At 61.0% G+C, this 18778-nt stretch carries 19 protein-coding genes; 17 read left to right on the forward strand and 2 right to left on the reverse strand.

Annotated elements, in window-relative coordinates; translation table 11 throughout:
* The first annotated feature begins 10 nt into the window (after nt 1-10).
* From ED655_RS01415 to ED655_RS01490, 15 genes are all read left to right on the forward strand, one after another.
* Nucleotides 11-283 (forward strand): metal-sensitive transcriptional regulator, encoded by a 273-nt coding sequence (locus ED655_RS01415; RefSeq protein WP_007284529.1) that lies wholly within the window; start codon nt 11-13, stop codon nt 281-283.
* Nucleotides 284-769: 486 nt separating this feature from the next.
* The gene (locus ED655_RS01425; protein ID WP_042056440.1) at nt 770-2602 is read left to right on the forward strand and encodes a copper resistance system multicopper oxidase; all 1833 of its coding nucleotides are present in this window, start codon (nt 770-772) and stop codon (nt 2600-2602) included.
* On the forward strand, nt 2599-3405 hold the full coding sequence (locus ED655_RS01430; RefSeq protein ID WP_023979778.1) for a copper resistance protein B: 807 nt from the start codon (nt 2599-2601) through the stop codon (nt 3403-3405). Before ED655_RS01425 ends, ED655_RS01430 begins: the two co-directional genes overlap by 4 nt.
* 230 nt (nt 3406-3635) lie before the next feature.
* Nucleotides 3636-3878: a hypothetical protein gene (locus ED655_RS15775; RefSeq protein ID WP_010669565.1), complete on the forward strand. Its 243-nt coding sequence runs from the start codon at nt 3636-3638 to the stop codon at nt 3876-3878.
* 65 nt (nt 3879-3943) lie between these two features.
* Nucleotides 3944-4507, forward strand: coding sequence for a c-type cytochrome (locus ED655_RS01440; protein WP_023979779.1), 564 nt, complete (start codon nt 3944-3946; stop codon nt 4505-4507).
* A gap of 134 nt (nt 4508-4641) precedes the next feature.
* Complete coding sequence (locus ED655_RS01445; RefSeq protein ID WP_023979780.1) at nt 4642-6777, forward strand: 2Fe-2S iron-sulfur cluster-binding protein; 2136 nt, start codon at nt 4642-4644, stop codon at nt 6775-6777.
* Complete coding sequence (locus ED655_RS01450; protein ID WP_010668179.1) at nt 6777-7505, forward strand: hypothetical protein; 729 nt, start codon at nt 6777-6779, stop codon at nt 7503-7505. Before ED655_RS01445 ends, ED655_RS01450 begins: the two co-directional genes overlap by 1 nt.
* Complete coding sequence (locus tag ED655_RS01455) at nt 7502-8284, forward strand: hypothetical protein (RefSeq protein WP_010668178.1); 783 nt, start codon at nt 7502-7504, stop codon at nt 8282-8284. The genes ED655_RS01450 and ED655_RS01455 overlap by 4 nt, the downstream gene beginning before the upstream one ends.
* 997 nt (nt 8285-9281) lie before the next feature.
* Entirely contained in the window at nt 9282-11336 is a 2055-nt protein-coding gene (locus ED655_RS01460; RefSeq protein ID WP_018308134.1) for a ParB/RepB/Spo0J family partition protein, read from the forward strand.
* A gap of 84 nt (nt 11337-11420) precedes the next feature.
* Nucleotides 11421-11918 (forward strand): DUF6878 family protein, encoded by a 498-nt coding sequence (locus ED655_RS01465; RefSeq protein ID WP_010669160.1) that lies wholly within the window; start codon nt 11421-11423, stop codon nt 11916-11918.
* Nucleotides 11908-12270 carry a DUF6915 family protein gene (locus ED655_RS01470; protein ID WP_010669161.1) on the forward strand — a complete coding sequence of 121 codons (363 nt, stop codon included), beginning with the start codon at nt 11908-11910 and terminating at the stop codon, nt 12268-12270. Before ED655_RS01465 ends, ED655_RS01470 begins: the two co-directional genes overlap by 11 nt.
* A 127-nt stretch (nt 12271-12397) precedes the next feature.
* Nucleotides 12398-13582, forward strand: a complete 1185-nt coding sequence (locus ED655_RS01475) for a hypothetical protein (RefSeq protein WP_018308133.1) — start codon at nt 12398-12400, stop codon at nt 13580-13582.
* A gap of 83 nt (nt 13583-13665) precedes the next feature.
* On the forward strand, nt 13666-14106 hold the full coding sequence (locus ED655_RS01480) for a hypothetical protein (RefSeq protein WP_018308132.1): 441 nt from the start codon (nt 13666-13668) through the stop codon (nt 14104-14106).
* Entirely contained in the window at nt 14093-15139 is a 1047-nt protein-coding gene (locus ED655_RS01485; RefSeq protein ID WP_010517764.1) for a DUF7146 domain-containing protein, read from the forward strand. Before ED655_RS01480 ends, ED655_RS01485 begins: the two co-directional genes overlap by 14 nt.
* Nucleotides 15140-15459: 320 nt before the next feature.
* Complete coding sequence (locus tag ED655_RS01490; RefSeq protein WP_010517762.1) at nt 15460-16389, forward strand: DUF2493 domain-containing protein; 930 nt, start codon at nt 15460-15462, stop codon at nt 16387-16389.
* Between the two features lie 30 nt (nt 16390-16419).
* Here the strand turns inward: ED655_RS01490 and ED655_RS01495 are convergent, their stop codons facing one another.
* Both ED655_RS01495 and ED655_RS01500 read right to left on the reverse strand, forming a co-directional pair.
* Nucleotides 16420-16743 (reverse strand): helix-turn-helix domain-containing protein, encoded by a 324-nt coding sequence (locus tag ED655_RS01495; protein ID WP_010517760.1) that lies wholly within the window; start codon nt 16741-16743, stop codon nt 16420-16422.
* A complete protein-coding gene (locus ED655_RS01500; RefSeq protein WP_010517758.1) occupies nt 16727-17113 on the reverse strand; it encodes a type II toxin-antitoxin system RelE/ParE family toxin in 387 nt (128 codons plus the stop codon). Before ED655_RS01500 ends, ED655_RS01495 begins: the two co-directional genes overlap by 17 nt.
* Before the next feature lie 267 nt (nt 17114-17380).
* Here ED655_RS01500 and ED655_RS01505 point away from each other — a divergent pair, with 267 nt between their 5' ends.
* Nucleotides 17381-17821 (forward strand): hypothetical protein, encoded by a 441-nt coding sequence (locus ED655_RS01505; RefSeq protein WP_023979781.1) that lies wholly within the window; start codon nt 17381-17383, stop codon nt 17819-17821.
* A 596-nt stretch (nt 17822-18417) separates the two neighbouring features.
* Complete coding sequence (locus tag ED655_RS01520; RefSeq protein ID WP_018308129.1) at nt 18418-18744, forward strand: DUF736 domain-containing protein; 327 nt, start codon at nt 18418-18420, stop codon at nt 18742-18744.
* Nucleotides 18745-18778 lie beyond the last annotated feature (34 nt).

Genomic DNA, 18778 nt, shown 5'->3' on the forward strand with positions numbered 1-18778 from the left:
GTATAGTGCAATGAGGCAGTCACGGGTAAAGATTTCGCAGGGCCTGAAACGGGTCGAAGGTCAGGTGCGTGGCATCCAGAAAATGGTGGACGAAGACCGCTATTGCGTGGATGTTCTGCTTCAGCTTCGGGCCGCCAAGGCGGCGTTGCATCGGCTCGAGGGGCTTGTTCTGCGCGAACATATCGCGGGCTGCGTCGTGGAGGCGATCGAATCCGGCGATCCGGTGGAACGTCAGGAAAAGATCGGGGAACTGATCGAAACGGTCAGCAAGATGACGGGGTAGATGTGCAAGAAATCGGCGCGACACGGTTGGGACGGTTGCTGGCCTGCCTGCTTCTGCAGGTGGGACTGATGCTGGCGTCCGTCATGCCGGGTCATGCCGCCACGTTGTCTTCTACAGTTGCTTTGGTTACCCAACCGATGGTTGACATGCCAGGGATGCAGATGCCATCCCATACGGATGCGACGACCGCACATTGCAATCATGAACCGTGCCACGACCATCATCCATGTCATCATTGCGGCGATTGCTGCGCCCAGGGTGCCTGCGTCGCCAATTGGCTGATGCCGCCCTCCGTGACCAGGGCGTTTGATTACTCAGGTGTTACGGCACCTTTCGGCCTGTCTCGTTCGGATCGCATCGTCGGTCATGGGTTCGCGCCGGCCCTGCCACCGCCCAGAGAGATGGCCTGATTCTGTTCTGACAGTCTCAGGGCTGGTCATGGACCTATGACCGGCTCCGCCTTCTCTCTTTTGCGGACTATTATTCATGTCAATACGATCCCTTGCGGGACGGAGCGCGATCACGCGCCGCCGTTTCGTCGTCGGGACGGGCCTGTGGGGAGCGGCGCTGGCCCTCCCGCAGGGCAGCGCGAGCGCCTACGCTTCGGTCTATACACCGGCGTCGGGGCGGCCCGACCCGCTGCCTGGTACCCGTTTCGACCTTACGATCGGTTCTGTACCGATCAATATCACCGGTGCGCGCATGCACGCGGTGGGTGTGAACGGCTCCACGCCCGCGCCGATCCTGCGCTGGCGTCAGGATGACACGGTCGAACTGAACGTCACCAACCGGTTGGATGAGCCCAGTTCGATCCACTGGCACGGCCTCCGGGTGCCGGCCCACATGGATGGCGTGCCCGGTCTGAGCTTTGGCGGGATCGCGCCGGGTGACACGTTCACCTATCGCTTCCCGCTGCATCAGAGCGGCACTTACTGGTATCACAGCCATTCCGGCTTCCAGGAGCAGACGGGCCTGTATGGGGCTCTGATCATCGACCCGAGAGACGGTTACGCGCAGCATTTCGACCGCGATTATGTGATGGTATTGTCCGACTGGACCGACGTCGATCCCGAGGACATCGTCTCAAATCTCAAATTCCAGAGCGATTACTACAATTTCCGCCAGCGTACGGTGGGCACGTTCTTCCGTGACGCGCATCGGCAAGGGCTGGGTGCGACGATCCGGGATCGCCTGCAATGGGGTGCCATGAACATGGCACCGACCGACATTCTGGATGTGTCGGGCATCATCTACACCTACCTGATCAACGGCCAGTCTCCCGGGGCAAACTGGACTGGCCTGTTCCGACCGGGCGAGCGCATACGCCTGCGCTTCATCAATGCGTCGGCGATGACGCTGTTCGACGTGCGGGTTCCCGGCCTGACGATGACCGTCGTTCAGGCCGACGGCAATGACGTGGAGCCCATCCCTGTCGATGAATTCCGCATCGGACCTGCAGAAACCTACGATGTGATTGTCGAGCCCACCGCCGATGGACCGTACACGGTCTTTGCGCAGGCCGAGGATCGCACCGGATACGCGCGCGGCACACTCGCCACCCGTCCGGGCCTTGCCGGGCCGGTTCCCCCCATGGACCCGCGCCCGCTGCGCACCATGACCGACATGGGCATGGGGAATATGGACATGAAGGGCGGCATGGCAGGCATGGAGATGGGGAGTCCGCCGGGGAAGCCCGGTGATGCCCCTGCCAGCGGCGGCATGGACATGGATCACATGGATATGAAGCAGGCCAACAGGCCCGGAGCCGCCGCGATGGATATGCCGGGCACGGCGGCTGCGCCGCGGCATAAAACAGAGCTGAAGCCCGGCGTCGCGGTGCAGAGTGTCGCCATGATGCCGATCAACCGGCTGGCGGAGCCGGGCGACGGGCTGGAGAATAATGGTCGCCGCGTTCTGACCTATGCCGATCTGCGGGCCACGATCCCGGGCGCGGACCCACGCCCGCCGTCGCGCGAGATCACCCTGCACCTGACCGGCAGCATGGAACGCTTCATCTGGGGATTTGACGGCAAGAAGTTCTCGGAAGCGGAACCGATTCGTCTGACTTTGGGCGAGCGGGTGCGCTTCGTCCTGATCAACGACACGATGATGGAGCACCCAATCCATCTGCATGGATTGTGGAGCGAACTGGAAAATGGGCAGGGTGACTGCCGACCCTACAAGCACACGATTACCGTCAAGCCGGGTGAGCGGCTGAGTTACCTGGTCACGGCGGACGAACCCGGGCTGTGGGCGTATCACTGCCACCTGCTCTACCACATGGAGGTGGGCATGTTCCGCACGGTGGTGGTGTCGTGATCCGGGGTCTGATAGGTGGCACGGTCCTTGCCGCTGGACTGGCTACCGCGGTACCTGGCACGGGACGCGCCCAGTCAGTCCCGGCACGCCAGAGCGAAGGAACCCAGGAAGCGCAGACCGCCTCGGCTCCCGCGCCCGTGGTCTATGTCAACGGCATCCAGCCGGTCATGGACCATAACATCTATGTGCATGCGCTGCTCGACCAGTTCGAGGCGCGCTTTGGTGCCGATGGCGGGCAGTTCCGTTACGATGGGCAGGCTTGGTTCGGCACCGACTACGACAAGCTCTGGCTGAAATCCGAAGGCACGGTCGGCACAAACGGCAAGTTCGGTGATGGAGATCATGAGGCCCTCTATGATCGTGCCATCTCCCGGTATTTCGATGTCCAGACTGGCGTGCGTCTCGATATTGACAACGGCCCCACACGGGCCTGGGGCGCGATCGGGGTCGAGGGACTGGCGCTATATTTCTTCAATGTGGAGGCCACGGCCTATTTCAGTGACCGAGGCGCTGCGGGGCGTCTGCAAGGTTCCTACGACATTCTGCTGACCAATCGCCTGATCCTCCAACCCCAGGTAGAGATGAACTTCTATTCCGCGTCCGATCGTGCGCGCGGGGTCGGAACCGGGCTGTCCGATATCGATACGGGATTGCGGCTTCGCTACGAATGGCATCGGAAATTCGCGCCTTATATCGGCGTGAGTTACTCCGGCACGTTCGGTCAGGCCGCCGACATGGCGCGTTCAAGGAATGAGCGTGTCCATGACCTGAATTTCACCTTCGGGATCAGGACGTGGTTCTGACTATTCCTGCCCGATGTGAAATCGTCGCGGGGCGCATTGTGCGCCTTCGCATCCGATAACCAATGATGAGGAAAAGACCAATGCTGACCATTAATTTCAGATCATCGGCCCTTCTGGTAGCACTCCTGGCCACGGTCTCAGTTGCGCATGCCCAGACACCGGTTCCGGCACCAGCCCAGCCGCAGGGCCAGGATATGTCCGGAATGCAGGGTATGTCAGGCATGTCAGGAATGGACCACGACAAGATGAAAATGGACGGCATGCCCGGATCCGGCATGAAGGGGGCAGAGAAAGGCATGAAAATGAAAGGAAAGATGGGGGGATGTATGAAGATGAAGGGCATGGCCATGCCGAACGGTCAGGCAATGGCACCATCGGATAAAAAGATGAAAATGGGCTGCGGCGACATGGGCGACGGCATGAAAATGCCGATGGGCCCGCAGAGCATGCCCGACGCGGTTCATCAGCGCTGATCGGTTCCTGATGGAGCGGGGCGGCGTCATAAGCGTCGCCCCTGGACATGCCCAGGGAGGCACGCATGAAAAGATTAGCCTGGAGTCTCGCCGGCATTCTGCTGGTCGGGATCGGCGCGGGAACGGCCGTCGTTTTCGGTGGTCTGTATGATGTAGGCGCCACCTCGCCGCATTGGCGGCTGACCTATCGTGTTCTGGAAACGGCACGCTTCCATTCAATCCGGCATCACGCCGAGGGCATTACCACACCTGTCGATCTTGAGACGCAGGCACGGCTCGTCGGCGGTGCATCGCATTTTTCGACGCATTGCGCCTCCTGTCATTCCGCGCCGGGCGTCGAGGCCGAGGATATGGCGGAGGGGATGTATCCGAAGCCGCCGGTTTTGAATGATGTGGCGCAACGCTATACGCAAGGCGAACTGTTCTGGATCCTCAAGCATGGCATCAAGATGTCGGGCATGCCGTCCTGGGCGGATCATGGTGATGATGATCTCTGGAACATTGTCGCGTTTCTCAAAAAGCTTCCGGGAATGAACAGTTCCGACTACCAGGCGCTGGTCGCCCAGGCAGGAGCAGCTGGCGGACATCATATGCATCACGACATGGATATGCCGATGCCCCGACAATAGATGCCGCTGGGATAATTGATCGAGATCAAGGAAAATATGCCATACCCCTGTAGGGTAATAACCCGTGCCCTGACGACATCCGGAAAGCGGGCCGGTATGGGCTTTGCCGAGGATGATGGCGTGTTGGAGAAACCATGAGGCGTGTCTTTTTGAGCGTGAGTGTCGTGATCATGACGCTGCTCGTCAGCATGTCCGAGGGATTCGCTCAGGCACCGGGTGAGTCTCCCGCCGTTCCGGCCATGTCCAGCGGCACTATGACGGGGCCTACGACAGGCAGCCCGCCACCTTCGCTGGCGCTGCGGCGGGATCAGCCGGAAGACGATGGGCCGATGGCAGCGCCCCGGGATGCCGGTCATGGCGCCGAGTCGTCCGGCGGAATGGAGACGACCACCGCTCGACCCGACTCAAGTATGTCCGACATGGACGGCATGATGTCGATGGGTGGTGACGAGCATGCAAGCCATCACCCTGGCATGGGCGCGGCGGGGAACCCCGGTGCGCCACCATCCGGGCCGGCGGTGCAGGGCGATATGATGAGCCGCATGCTGCCTCAGGCTGGGCAGGCATTGAGTGCGGTTCCCGGAGCAGACAAGGCCGACGCGGGTTGTTGCGGAGCGCGCGGTCGCACGCCGCTTTATACTTTCATGATGACGCATCCGAAGCTGACCGACGCCGAACGTCAGATGCTGGCCGATATTGCGGCACAGAGGCTTCAGGACGGTCTTCGCGAAGTCGGCGCCGCATCGGTCGATGCCGCTCAGTCCCTGTCGTGGGAGACGATGCGTCGATCCAGCCAGCATCTCCATGAAGGCGTTGCGTTGCTCGATAGCGGAATGGCCGCGCGCGCGGCCGCGACCGGCCTCGTGAATCCTCAAATGGTGGCATTCAACTGGTTCACGGCACAGATGGGTCTGCCGACAGTCGCGGCGAGCCAGCAGAACGGCCTGTTTTTCGGATTGACGCCGGCCCACCTGGTGTTCATGACGATCCTGATCCTGGTATCGATCGCTCTGCTGATCTTGCAGGTCCTGCGGTTGCATCGCGTGCAAGAGATTCTCAGGACCACCACGGCATTCGCACCGAAACCAACGGTCCCGCCCACGCCACCATCGTCGACCGGCGGCGGTCCAACACCTCCTGTTCCGCCGCCTCCCCCTGTACCGGGACCAGGCGGTGGAACGGCCACTCCGATCGTCGGCGCACCTCGACACGGCCTCTGGCGTGGCGGTCTGAAAGTGGCCCGGATCATTCGGGAGACACCGGCGATCGTGACGTTCTATCTAGTTCCGGCCGATGGGGGGCGGATTCCCTTTGACTTCAAACCCGGCCAGTTCGTGCAACTCACCATCGAGCCGACGTCTGGCAAGCCCGCGAGCCGGTCCTATACGATCGCATCGTCGCCGGGGCAGGTCGAACATCTCGAACTAACGATCAAACGCGAGGAACATGGGTTGGTCTCGCGCTACCTGCACGACACGGTCAAAGAGGGTGATCTTTTAAAGATCGCGGGTCCATCGGGTATGTTCACCTTTACGGGTGACGAGGCAGACTCGATCGTCCTGCTGTCCGGCGGCGTAGGCATCACACCGATGATGGCGGTCCTGAGATACCTGACCGATATCGTCTGGCCTGGCGAGATCTACTTCGTCTATTCCGCTCATGCCAGCATCGACTATGTGTTTCGCCAGGAAATCGAGTGGCTGGAACGTCGCAATGACAAACTGCACGTTATTGCCACCATGCGGCGGTCGCCGGGGACAGAGTGGTCGGGGCCGGAAGGGCGCATCACGAAGGAACTGCTTCAGCAATCGGTGCCAGATCTCACAAACCGGCGTATCCATGTCTGCGGCCCACCCGGGATGATGGCAAGCATGAGAGCGTTATTGACGGATCTCGCTGTGCCGGAAGCCAATGTTCATAGCGAGGCATTCGGACCAGCCGCGATGAAGGCCGAACCTGCGGTCGGGCCTGTGGCGGCCCCCTCATCCCCGGCCGTTACGCCTGCCGCAACGACCATTACGTTTTCCACTTCAGGGAAATCGGCTCCGTTGCAACTGGATGAAACGGTTCTCGACGCGGCTGATGCGGCAGGTGTCAATATTCCATCCTCCTGTCGATCCGGTATCTGCGGCATGTGTACGACTCACCTGCAGCAAGGTGAGGTGACGATGGCGGTCGAGGATGGGCTCGATCCGGCTGACAAGGCCAAGGGTTTCATCCTGGCCTGTCAGGCGAAGACCACGGGTGGTCCGCTGGTCGTGGAGGCGTGATGCAGGAGCGCAGCGAAATCATTGTCGGCGCCCTGGTCGTCCTGCTGGTGCTGTTCCCGCTGGGCTTTCTGGTGCATGTCGCGCCACGCTTTCCTGGGAGTCTGGCTGGCAGCCTGATTGGCATTTGCGCCGCCATCCTGATGCTGGTGCCGCTGATTTACGTAGCGGGCAAACGCATTCCCGTCGTGCATCGTTATTTCGCGCCGCGTGTCGAGAGCCGAACCCTTCTGTCGGTGCATATCTATGCTGGCGTCCTTGCACCCATTTTGGGCCTGATCCACGCCGCCCATAAATTCGATAGCCCGATGGGGATCTCGCTAACCGGCATCATGCTCGTCCTCGCTATTAGTGGCTATGTCGGGCGCTACATGTTGATCCAGATCGGGCGCGGATTGCGCGGTCGCACCCAGGAACTGGCCCAACTGCGCACGTCTCTGGCAGATGCCGGGGTGGCGCATCTGATGCCCGAGACGCCGGATGTGCCCCATAATATCGTCCAGCGCCTTTTTCTGACCTCGGCCTATCCCGGTACGCGGGGTACATCGGATCGCGAGGCCACGATTGCCTCGGCGCTGGCCGATGTTGAGTATGCGGTCAGGTCGGAGAGGGTGGCGAACGCACTGTTCGGGCGTTGGCGCAAGATTCACGTCATCCTTGTGGTCATCCTCTATTTTCTGCTGATTCTGCATATCTGGTCAGGCCTGTATTACGGGCTGAGGTGGCTATGAAGCCCGCTGTCATACTCTATACGGTCTTTGCGCTTGCGGCTCTGATCGTCGGACTGGTTGTGCCCCTTGCCGTGCATCGTTCCGGCAGTAACGCAGTTCCTGGTTGGGAAGGGTTGGTGAATCCCGGACCGATCTCGAAAGCGCACCAGTTTATCGCGGGCCAGTGCGAGACATGTCACAGGCCTTTCACAGGTGTGGTGACCAATAACTGCGTGACCTGTCATTCTCTGGCGTCGTTCGCCGACAAGCAATCCACCCGGTTTCATGTCGCGGCGACGCAATGTACGTCCTGTCATGTGGAGCACGGTGAGCGGCCACATATGACCGTGATGGATCATAGTGCATTGACGAGGGCGGATTTCTGGTCAGACACCGTTGCGCAACTTCGCTCGGCCGGGCTGGTTGGAGCGTCGCCGATTCCGGGAAGCGCTGCGGCTATTCCGACTGATCATCGACTTGACCGTGATGCCGTTCTCCATCTGAATTGCGCAAGCTGTCACTCCAACGTGGATCCTCATCGCGCCCGCTTTGGTCCTGATTGCGCGAGTTGTCACTCCACCAAGACATGGCTGATCGCCGCGTTCGAACATCCCGCCGATCAGATATCGACGGATTGCAACGCCTGTCACAAGGCGCCGCCCAGCCATTACATGATGCATTTCAAAATGATTTCGCAGCACGTCGCGCATCAGGATGCCCCGGTGGAGCATTGCTATGCCTGCCATACCACCGATGCATGGAACAATATTCGAGGGTATGGATGGTATAAGCACCATTAAATCTTACGAAATTTGCGTCAGAATATCGCCATTTAACGCGCGTGTGTGATGATGAAATCACTAGAAGCGGCGACATTGCCCAAAAAAGATATTGTAAATCAGAAAATATATCGAACGTTACGTATGATTATTTCGCACGTCGTAAACCTTTGAAGAAAGCAGTTGGCTTACTCTGGCCCGAATAGGGTTATTTCCAGGTTACGGCTAGATAGAAAAATTGACATTTCTTCAAAAAAATCTATAATTATTAGGACACTCCTAGAAGGGTTCAGGCTTTACTATATGCTTACCATTGATGATGGCGGAGGAACGTTATGATCGCATACTTGAGGAATTCGTTTAAAATAACGACGTGTATCTCTTTGATCGCTTTGCTTTCTGCATGTGGCACGACGACAGATCGTCGACTCACTGAGGACGAACAAAGTTGCCGGAGCATGGGGCATACTCCGGGAACGGCTGAGTTCAAGAACTGTCTGGCGGATTTAAATGCCAGAAGGTGTGCCACTTCCCGGCAAAAGGGGTGGGGCGAACATCACGATGCATCGCTGGACTGCACAAGATTGCCCTGAATACGCCGTTTATTATGTTGTGAAACATCGTTTGTGTATATCATTATATAATTAATAGGTGTCATGATGTCGCGATCCGGCTTGAGTCAGAAGCGCCGAATGGTGAGGCGTCGTTTTTGTTTGAGACATTCGGTAGCTTTTTCTGTGGATTACGGGTGGTCTAACATATTCTGTCGACGGTGCGGTTCATGTTGGTGTTCTGACTCGGATACAGATCGGACATCGCATCTTTTGTGATGTATACTGCGAGTACACATGTCCAGTTTCGGGGAGCAGATAACACAGGCTGGACGACCGACAAGAGGACGGTTAGCGACTTAATCGGCCTCGGGTTTTTCATGAAAAGTCAGAGGGTGGGAGTGATTTCATGACGGATTCAGGGGTGGGAGAGAGGCTTCCGCCCGTCCGTCACGGAGTGTTCCGCCATGGCGAGCGCCATCCAGAAAATCGCTCTCAATGCGTCCCGTGATATCCCTTTCAACAAACTGGTGCTGTCGCAGTCCAATGTGCGGCGTGTGAAGGCCGGCCTGTCGATCGAGGAACTGGCCCGCGACATCGAACGTCGCGGGCTGCTCCAGAGCCTCAACGTACGCCCTGTTCTGAACGATGATGGGACGGAGACAGGTTCCTACGAGGTGCCGGCTGGCGGCCGTCGCTTCCGCGCGCTCGAACTGCTGGTCAAGCAGAAGAAACTGGCCAAGACTGCCCCGGTGCCCTGTGTCGTGCGCGAGGCCGGATCGGCCATTCTCGCCGAGGATGATTCCCTGGCCGAGAACGTGCAGCGCGTGGCGCTGCATCCGCTGGACCAGTTTCGTGCCTTTCGGGACATGCTGGAGAAGGGCATGTCCGAGGACGAGATCGCCGCCGCGTTCTTCGTCGTGCCCACCGTGGTCAAACAGCGCCTGCGCCTGATGACCGTGTCCGACAAACTGCTCGAGATTTACGAGCAGGACGGCATGAAGCTCGATCAGCTCATGGCGTTTTCCATCAGTGATGACCATGCCCGTCAGGAGCAGGTCTGGGAGATTATCGCCCAGAGCCATAACCGCGAGCCCTATCTGATCCGCCGCATGCTGACGGAAAAAACCGTGCGCGCATCGGATCGCCGCGTGCGCTTCGTCGGGCTGGATGCCTATCTCGCTGCCGGTGGCCATGTCATGCGTGACCTGTTCGAGGCCGATGACGGCGGCTGGCTGCAGGATCCGACCCTCCTCGACCGGCTGGTGATGGACAAATTGGCTGGGGCGGCCGATGACATCCGCGCCGAAGGCTGGAAGTGGGTCGAGACGGCGCTGTCCTTCCCGTGGGGACACACGCGGGGCTTCGCGAGGATTGAAGGCTCGCCGGTTGTGCTCTCGGAAGAAGAAGCCGCCCGTCTAACCGCTCTGCACAGCGAGCAGGAAGCCATCGAGGCGGAATACGCACAGGCCGATGAGTTCCCCGACGACGTCGATACCCGGCTGGGGGAGATCGAACAGGCTATTGAGGCGCTGGAAGAACGCCCTGTGTCCTTCGATCCGGCGGAGGTGGTCCGGGCAGGGGCCTTTATCAGCCTGGATACTGATGCCACGCTGCTGGTCGAACGGGGCTTCGTCCGCCCTGAAGATGTGCCGGCGGAGCCCGAGGACGGCCCGGATACACCCGAGGGTGATGATGACGCGGTCGTCCATCACGGCGCGGGTGATGACGTCGAAGGAACTGGGACGGAAGGCGCCCCCGGCACCGAGCCCGAAGAGGAAGATGGGCTGAAGCCGCTGCCCGACCGCCTGCTGACAGAGTTGACGGCCTGGCGCACGCTGGCCCTGCGTGACGCGTTCGCCGGCAATCCGCACATCGCGTTGACCGAACTGCTCCACACGCTGGTGCGCGATCTCTACTGGCAGGTGTCGGGCGCGGATTGCCTGGAAGCCTATGTCCGGGAAATCCCGCTGCGGGTGCATTCGCCAGACATGCCGGGCAGTGTTCCCGCTCATGAACTTCGCCAGCGCAACGAGGGCTGGAAGCATGATCTTCCCGATGACGAGGATGCACTCTGGCAGTGGCTCGACGGGTTGGATGATACCAGTCGCCTGGCCCTACTGGCGCATTGCCTGTCTTTTGGCGTCAACGCGCTGCATGAATCGTCCCATGGTCCGTCTCTGGCACGTAGCGTCAGGGAGCGCCTGGCGCGAGCCGGCCGGCTGGCGACAGTGCTCCAACTCAATCCGGCCGAAGCGGGATGGCAGCCGACGGTGGAGAACTATCTCGGCCGTGTCACCAAGGCGCGTATCCTCGAAGCCGTACGCGAAGCACGCGGCGATGAGGCAGCGGCCCGCATTGCGCATCTCAAGAAAATGGACATGGCCAGTGAGGCCGAGCAGTTGCTGGACGGCTCCGGCTGGCTGCCCGAAGCATTGCGAACTGCTGGTTTGACCGACGGTCATCAGAAACAGGTCGCTGTTATCCCCATCGAAACCGCCACGAATATCGCGGCCGAATGACGGGCGCCTCGTAATTCATGACTCCGAACCTAACCGGCCCTGGCTTCGGTCAGGGCCGTCCTGCTGATCCAGGGGAAACAGGACATGACCAATCCAGGAAATACGCCTGAACGGGCCGATACCTTCACCGCCTTTTCCGAGCATTATGAGGCCTATCGGAAACGGCAACAGGAATTTGGAGCAGTCAATCGCAAAGCACTGTTTGATTGCCTTGATGCTGCTGGGATCGAAACAGCGGTGGTCACCTTCGATGGTTGCGGAGATAGCGGCCAGATCGAAGATATGGCGGTCACTCCGGAAACCGATAATACGGTTCTGGAAAACTGCATGCCTTACATCTCTGTCGACTGGCAATGTGCCACGTCGAAAACTGATGATTGCAGCGTCAAGGATGTCATTGAGAACGTCTGCTACGACCTGCTTTCCGAAGCGCACGGTGGTTGGGAAAACAATGATGGTGCGTATGGCGAGTTTACCTTTGACGTCGCGGGACGGTCCATCGCCCTGGAGTATAACGAGCGTTACACCGCCGTCGAAAACTACGGCCATGAATGGACGGAGGAAGGGCACCATGGCGCATAGTTATCATCATGCCCTCTCCTCTGTGCGGAAATGGGGCGGTACGGTAGAGGATTACCTGCCGTTGCATACATGGTTCGATGAATCGAAACTGATCACGGCGGACTTCCGGCACCGGGCGCTGCGACACCATGCGGAAGGCATCTTCCTTGCCGAAAAACTGTTCGGTGTCACACTCACGCTTTCGACCGGGCGGGCAGTGCCGACCCGGCTGATCGGCGAACAGCACGTCCGGGAAGATTTCGGGTTTATCCCGAGCTTTGCGGACTGGGTGAAGGAAATCCGACCCTGTCCATGGATGGGACGCGCCAGGCCTCTCGATGTAGAGCATGAAACACCGCACAGTATGAGCTGATGCGGGATTTCGAGAAAGCGGCTTCCGTTATCCGGAAGCCGCTTTTTTCGTGCCGGTCCGGCCGGGAAGGAGTGAGAGGGCGGCTTCGCCTCTGATGCCGAATATCCGGCAAGAGAGGAGAGTCCCCATGTCCGCTTCCATTCTGTCTTCCGCCCGCACGGGCTTCCGGATTGATCCCTCCCGTGGCGAACGCAGCGCCCGCGTATCGTCCGAATGGTTCTCGCGCCCCGATGACGAACGCTATCTGTCGCTGTCCGACCTGCATGCTGCCACGCTGGCGCGGGCAGACCGGGCCACGGCCCGCACGGTGGAAAGCCGCGCCATCCGCGTCGAGGCCTCGCGCGACAATGTCGAGCGTCTGACCCTGACCGTGCCAGGACAGCATGAGCCGATCGCGCCGACGCATTGGTCCTTCGGCCAGATGTGCAGCCTGGTCAGCGCGCCGTCCTCCTATCTGCGCGACCTGCCGGCACCGCTGGCGGCGATCAATCTCCAGCACGGGCTGCTGTCGCACCGCGCCGAACTGGTGAAAACGCTGGAGACCGAAGACGGACGGGTAGAACTGCGCGCCGTGACCGGTCCGGATTATGGCCGCATCTGGGATCACGAATTGGTCGGGGCGGTGCGCAAGATCGCGGGTGACGGCACAGGCGATACCAACTGGAAGGTGCCGGGCGTCATCGACTGGGCCACCATGACCCATAATCCCTACGTCGATATCACCAAGGAAACTACGACGCTGTATGCGTCAGACAGGGACGTGTTCCTGTTCCTCGTGGATGATACGCATCCCATCGAGGCCGGACGCCTGCCCAATGGCGATCCCGATCTCTATTTCCGGGGTTTCTACGCCTGGAATTCGGAAGTCGGCAGCAAGAGCCTAGGCATTGCGTCATTCTATCTGCGCGGGGTGTGTCAAAACAGGATGTTGTGGGGCGTGGAAAATTTCGAACAGATCACCATCCGGCATAGTAAGTTCGCGGCCTCGCGCTTCGTGCATCAGGCGACACCAGCACTACGGAATTTCGCCACTGCCAGCCCGGCCTCGTTCGTCTCCGGCATTCAGGCCTCGCGTCGGGCGCTGGTCGCGAAAACAGATGAAGACCGCGAAAGTTTCCTGCGTCGTCGCGGGTTCTCGAAACCGGAAACCGCAAAGATCATCGAAACCGTGCTGCACGAGGAAGGCCGCAAGCCCGAGAGTGTGTTCGATTTCGTGCAGGGGATTACGGCGCTGGCGCGGACAAAGGCCAACCAGGACACGCGGCTGGATCTGGAAGAGAAGGCCCGCAGGCTGATGGAGCGTGCTTCCTGAAAGCCGCTTTTCTGTCTTTCCGTAAAGACGTTTTTACGAGCCCGGCCACTGCGCCGGGCTTTTTCGTTTCGGGAGTCATTCCGATGGCTGATTTCTTCACGCATTTCTCGTGCGTTCTCGATGTGGGTACGGTGGAAAACGCTGCCAAGGCGCTCGATCTCTACAATGAATTCATGGACGAACTGGCGGCGGAAGACCCGCCATCTGATGGGTTCCGGCTTTCTGTAGAACCGGAATATGGTGGCACCAAGCTTTGGATGCGCGATGAGGTGACTGGCGATCCGCATCAGGTCGTGGAATTCGTGCTACGCTGTGCGCGGGCCTTCCGGCTTCGGGGCCGATGGGGATTCCAGTGGGCCAATAGCTGTTCACGTCCCCGGATCGGCGCCTTCAGCGGCGGTGCGCATCTGCTTGACCTTGGCAGGCGCAAAACGATTTCATGGATGACCACCGATCGCTGGCTGGCGATCGCCCTGGACGGAGGCAATCCCGACACAGGAGGGCAGGGCGATGACCTTGCATGATGCAGGCGATCTCGCCCGTCGTCTGGCGGAGAACGCGGAGGCGGTGTGCCGGCAGTATCTGTCCGCCGGTCGCCGTCACGGCAATTACTGGCTGGTCGGTGACGTGCGCAATACGCCCGGCCGGTCGCTGTTCGTCCGGCTCCACGACACCGCCAACGGCAGGGCGGGAAAATGGACGGACGCTCAGTCGGGTGAGCATGGCGACCTGCTCGACGTGATCCGCGAAAGCCTCGGCCTGGTGGATTTCCGCGACGTGGCCGACGAGGCACGCGCCTTCCTCAGCCTGCCGCATCCTGACCCAGTGCCGCCGTCACAGGACCGACCTGCCCGTGAGCGTGCTTCCGCCAGTTCTTCCGAAGCGGCACGACGGCTCTGGGCCATGTCCGGGCCGATCATAGGCACATCCGTAGACGCGTATCTCCGTAGACGCGACATTACGCTTTTGCACGGAACCGAAGCCCTGCGCTTCCATCCGCGTTGCTTTTACCGCCCGGACGAGGACGGTCTGACCGAGACCTGGCCCGCCATGATCGCCGCTGTCACCGACCTCGACGGCACTCTGACCGGTGTGCATCGCACCTGGCTGGCGGCGGACGGCCGTGGCAAGGCACCGGTCGACCATCCGCGCCGTGCCTTGGGCGGGCTGCTCGGTCATGCCGTGCGCTTCGGGGTGGCATCCGACGTGCTCGCCGCCGGGGAAGGCATCGAGACGGTGCTTTCGCTGCGGCAGGTTCTGCCCGATCTGCCATTGGCCGCCTGCCTGTCTTCGGCACATCTCGCTGCCCTGATCTTTCCGCCGCTGCTACGCCGTCTCTACGTCCTGCGCGACGACGATCCGGCCGGGGATCAGGCGCTGGCGACGCTGCACGCCCGCGCGGGTGACGCCGGGATCGAACTGATCGGCCTGTCGCCACGGCTGGGCGATTTCAATGATGATCTCCGTGCGCTGGGACGCGGCGCGCTGCGGGCGATCCTGCATCCGCAACTCGCGCCAGCGGACGTGGCACGCTTTCTGGAGGCCGCCGATACCTGAGCGGGCCGGAAAGAGGAGTGGGGGGGCCGTCTTCTGTCGGCGGGCCTGTCCTGCCTCCCGTCCGGCAGGTCCGCGCCCCGGCCTTTCAAGTGGGGAGCGGGCGTCAGCCGGGCCGGGCCTTCAATGGCGTGAGCCGGCTATTTTCCGTCGCGCCCTGTGGGGGCGCTTTACATCGCGAGGCAAAATAGCCGGCCCCCTGCCATCCTTCGCTGTGCTGCGGCCGCGCGCCAGCGCGCGGTTCCGGCCCGTCCCTGGTCTGCCGCTGTCCGCCCCCGGAAAGGCCGCGAAGGGCGCAGCCGGAGACCTGGGAGGACAGCCTCATGACCCGCATGACCGACGATTTCGAACCGCCGCACGCCGCTTCATCCACCGCGCATGTGCTGACCGAACTCCAGATGTATGGCTACCGTCCCTTCGCGGACGAGCCGGACCCCAGGCCGCTACCCGAAGCGCAGCGCATCGGGGGTGCTGTGGCCGACATCTTCGACGCCATCGCTGCGACGCTGACCGACACACGGCTGGAAGCCGATCTCGAAGCATTGCTCTGGTCCACCGTGAACATCTTCCACCGCATGGTCGGCCAGGTTGAGCGTGAGCTTGACCGCAACGAGCAGGCGCAGAAACGGAGCCAGCAGGAACAGGATGGCAGCGAGATCCGCTCGGTGGAACTGGAGCGGCTGATCGCCGAAGGGCTGACCCTGATCGAGCGCCGCAACGCCTACGAGATCTTCCGCGACGAGGCGCAGGAGCAGTTCGAGCGCCTGACCCTGAGCGCGTGGCGTCCGAAGGCCGGCTCGCTGGTGTCACGTCGCACCATGACGGCCTCCATGATCGACAGCCGCGATTTCCTCAACGCCCGACGCCGCGCCGAGGGCGAGTTGCTGGTCCCGCCCGGCCCCAAGGTGGTCGTGACCGGGGGCCTGGACTTCGACGACCATATCCTGATCTGGGACCGGCTGGATAAGGTGCGGGCCAAGCATCCCGACATGGTGCTGCTCCACGGTGGCTCGCCCAAAGGTGCTGAGTTCATTGCCTCACGTTGGGCCGATCACCGCGATATCGTGCAGATCGCCTTCAAGCCGGACTGGACCAGGCATGCCAAGGCGGCGCCCTTCCGTCGTAACGATGCGCTGCTCGACACTATGCCGATCGGCGTCATCGTCTTCCCCGGTTCAGGCATCCAGGAAAATCTGGCCGACAAGGCAAAGCGGCTCGGTATCCCGGTCCTGCGGTTCGGAGGCGGCGCGTGAGCGCTCTCTCCTTCCCCGCAAGCCAGCGTCTCAGGCAAGAACCTCAAGACCGTGCTTCTGAATGACGCTCAACAGCTTGAGCGCCATCCCGCTCGGCCGTTTGGCGCCGCTCTCCCACTTCTCGACCGTGCTTTCGCTCGTGTTCAGATACCGCGCGAAGACCGGCTGGCTGACATTGTTCGCCTCGCGGAGACGCTTGATCTCGATCGGCTCGATCGCAGGGGGCACCACCAGATGGCGCGTGTCAAAATCACGCATCGTCGCCTTGTCGAGCGCGCCGACCTTGTGCAGCATTACCGCCCCGGAATGAATGGCCTCGGAAATGTCGCTCCGGAAGCTATTTTTTCTCTTCATCGCCATGGCATATCTCCGTCAGGTCTCGATCCTTCAAAAGCCGTTCGACCTGTTCCCCGGTCAGCACGGCATAGGCTTTGGCGAGGGTCCGGAAGTCTTCCAGTTCATCGCTATCGATATTGTCCCGGTCCTTCTTCGCGAACAGATAGGCGTAGATCCAGTATCGACCGCCTTTCGCAAGAATAATGCTGCGATGCAGGTTCTTGTTCAGGCGCTTCTTGAAGACACCACCACCCAGATCGACGGCCTGACCCTTCATGACCTCCCGGATCGCTTTGCAGAGTTCATCGTCTTTGATGCGAGCTTTCCGGGCCGCCCTGGCGAACCAGGCGGTCTTGAATGCCCGCTGGGATGGCTCGGCATTGGTCATGACCTCCTATGTAGCACCAGGTGCTATGGATCGCAAGGTTCTTCGCAACGCCACCGGATCACGGGGGAAGGCAATAACGCTCGACCTGATTGACCGCAACGTCCGCATACCAGCGATAGATTTCGATGATATCGTCACCGGCGGGACGTAAGCCGCGCGGATTTTCGTTCCGGTCACCGTATCATCTGCGCTATAATGCGGGTTGCGCCGTGGTGGTGGTGGCAGGCGCGACCGTCCGACATTGTCGGTTGCACGGAGACCGCCGCCATGTTCATCCTTGCTCCCTTCCTGCTCGTCGCCGGCATTGGCTTCCTGTGCTGGTTGTTCTTTACCGTGGCAGTCTTCGCCCTGCCCTGCGCCATGGGTCTGATGGCCGGGTTCTGGGCGTATGGTGCGGGTGCTGGTGTTGTCGGCGGGATCATCGTCGGTTTCGTCGCGGGCGCTGCAACCTTCGTTATTGGCCAAATCGCCTTCGCCTTGGTGCCGTGGATGTGGCTCAAGCTGCTGATCGTCCTGCTCTATACGGTGCCCGCCATTATCATGGGCTACAGCACGACACATGGGATCGCCCAGATGCTGATGCCGTCTCCGGCGTGGCAGCTCTTTTTCTCCATCATCGGCGCGATCGCGGTGGGCGTCACCGCTTTCATCCGCTTTACAACCGTGGCCCCACCCGGACCGTCCGGCGGCAATATCGCGCGGGTCTGACACCGCTCTGGCAACCGGCGAGGCAGGACAGGATCGGGGGCTTTCGCATCTGGCCGCCTCGCTGTCAGGAGGGTATGGCAGGAGCGATCGATGAGGCCCTGATTGCAGCATATTGGCTGAAGGTGCTCTTTCCCTGGAGCGTGGACGTCCAGCGCTTCCTGTCAGCATCGGCCGGTGGAATCCCGGAAGGCAGGGCGTGTCCGTGCGAAACGCAGTCCCGGAACGGGGCGTGTGCAGGGTCGGAAGCAGGGCATGACGATGCCTTCCCCTTCCTGGCCGACACTTGCGTGGGGCGCGGGTGGCCATAGTCTCCGTGATGTGTGCTCTGTCGGGCCGCGCACGCATGCCGCCTCTCAAGATGGCTGATCTAGCCGAAGGTCGGCTGCGCCTCGATCGGCCATGGCGCAACAGCGGTCCATAATTTTCTTCCCCTGACGGCTGCGCCGTCATTCCTCGCGAAACAAGAAAATTCCGTCCCGCCGTCCTCCGCTGCGCTTCGGTCCCTACGGGATGCGCCGCCGCTCGCCTCCGTCTGTCCGATCGCCATCGAGGCCGCAATGGTGCGGGCTCGGTAACAGAGATCACGGAGCAGTATCATGGCTACCATCGGCACCTTCAAGAAAGTCGGCAACGGATATAACGGCGAGATCGTCACCCTCTCGCTCCAGACCCCCAACGTCCGCATCGCCCCCGAGACCACGCGCCTGAACGAAAATGCCCCCAGCCACCGCGTCTTCGTCGGCCGGGTCGAGATCGGAGCGGCCTGGTCCCGGCGCTCCAACGAGGGGCGCGACTATCTGAGCCTCAAGCTCGACGATCCGAGCTTCAACGCCCCGATCTTCGCCAACCTCTTCGATGACGAGGACGGCGAGGGCTACAGCCTGATCTGGTCCCGCCCCAACGGCCGCCGCAACGGCGACTGAGGTGCCAGCGATCCCCCGCCCGGCCGGTCCGGGT

This window comes from Asaia bogorensis (assembly GCF_900465345.1).
In the GTDB taxonomy this organism is placed as follows: domain Bacteria; phylum Pseudomonadota; class Alphaproteobacteria; order Acetobacterales; family Acetobacteraceae; genus Asaia; species Asaia bogorensis_A.

What these genes read in the sequence shown, in the direction of transcription:
- ED655_RS01475 (WP_018308133.1), top strand. Translation starts at nt 12,398, where the DNA reads ATGTCCGCTTCCATTCTGTCTTCCGCCCGCACGGGCTTCCGGATTGAT.
- ED655_RS01520 (WP_018308129.1), top strand. Translation starts at nt 18,418, where the DNA reads ATGGCTACCATCGGCACCTTCAAGAAAGTCGGCAACGGATATAACGGC.
- ED655_RS01440 (WP_023979779.1), top strand. Translation starts at nt 3,944, where the DNA reads ATGAAAAGATTAGCCTGGAGTCTCGCCGGCATTCTGCTGGTCGGGATC.
- ED655_RS01415 (WP_007284529.1), top strand. Translation starts at nt 11, where the DNA reads ATGAGGCAGTCACGGGTAAAGATTTCGCAGGGCCTGAAACGGGTCGAA.
- ED655_RS01470 (WP_010669161.1), top strand. Translation starts at nt 11,908, where the DNA reads ATGGCGCATAGTTATCATCATGCCCTCTCCTCTGTGCGGAAATGGGGC.
- ED655_RS01445 (WP_023979780.1), top strand. Translation starts at nt 4,642, where the DNA reads ATGAGGCGTGTCTTTTTGAGCGTGAGTGTCGTGATCATGACGCTGCTC.
- ED655_RS01425 (WP_042056440.1), top strand. Translation starts at nt 770, where the DNA reads ATGTCAATACGATCCCTTGCGGGACGGAGCGCGATCACGCGCCGCCGT.
- ED655_RS01460 (WP_018308134.1), top strand. Translation starts at nt 9,282, where the DNA reads ATGGCGAGCGCCATCCAGAAAATCGCTCTCAATGCGTCCCGTGATATC.
- ED655_RS01480 (WP_018308132.1), top strand. Translation starts at nt 13,666, where the DNA reads ATGGCTGATTTCTTCACGCATTTCTCGTGCGTTCTCGATGTGGGTACG.
- ED655_RS01485 (WP_010517764.1), top strand. Translation starts at nt 14,093, where the DNA reads ATGACCTTGCATGATGCAGGCGATCTCGCCCGTCGTCTGGCGGAGAAC.
- ED655_RS01455 (WP_010668178.1), top strand. Translation starts at nt 7,502, where the DNA reads ATGAAGCCCGCTGTCATACTCTATACGGTCTTTGCGCTTGCGGCTCTG.
- ED655_RS01465 (WP_010669160.1), top strand. Translation starts at nt 11,421, where the DNA reads ATGACCAATCCAGGAAATACGCCTGAACGGGCCGATACCTTCACCGCC.
- ED655_RS01505 (WP_023979781.1), top strand. Translation starts at nt 17,381, where the DNA reads ATGTTCATCCTTGCTCCCTTCCTGCTCGTCGCCGGCATTGGCTTCCTG.
- ED655_RS01490 (WP_010517762.1), top strand. Translation starts at nt 15,460, where the DNA reads ATGACCCGCATGACCGACGATTTCGAACCGCCGCACGCCGCTTCATCC.
- ED655_RS01500 (WP_010517758.1), bottom strand. Translation starts at nt 17,113, where the DNA reads ATGACCAATGCCGAGCCATCCCAGCGGGCATTCAAGACCGCCTGGTTC.
- ED655_RS01495 (WP_010517760.1), bottom strand. Translation starts at nt 16,743, where the DNA reads ATGAAGAGAAAAAATAGCTTCCGGAGCGACATTTCCGAGGCCATTCAT.
- ED655_RS15775 (WP_010669565.1), top strand. Translation starts at nt 3,636, where the DNA reads ATGGACCACGACAAGATGAAAATGGACGGCATGCCCGGATCCGGCATG.
- ED655_RS01450 (WP_010668179.1), top strand. Translation starts at nt 6,777, where the DNA reads ATGCAGGAGCGCAGCGAAATCATTGTCGGCGCCCTGGTCGTCCTGCTG.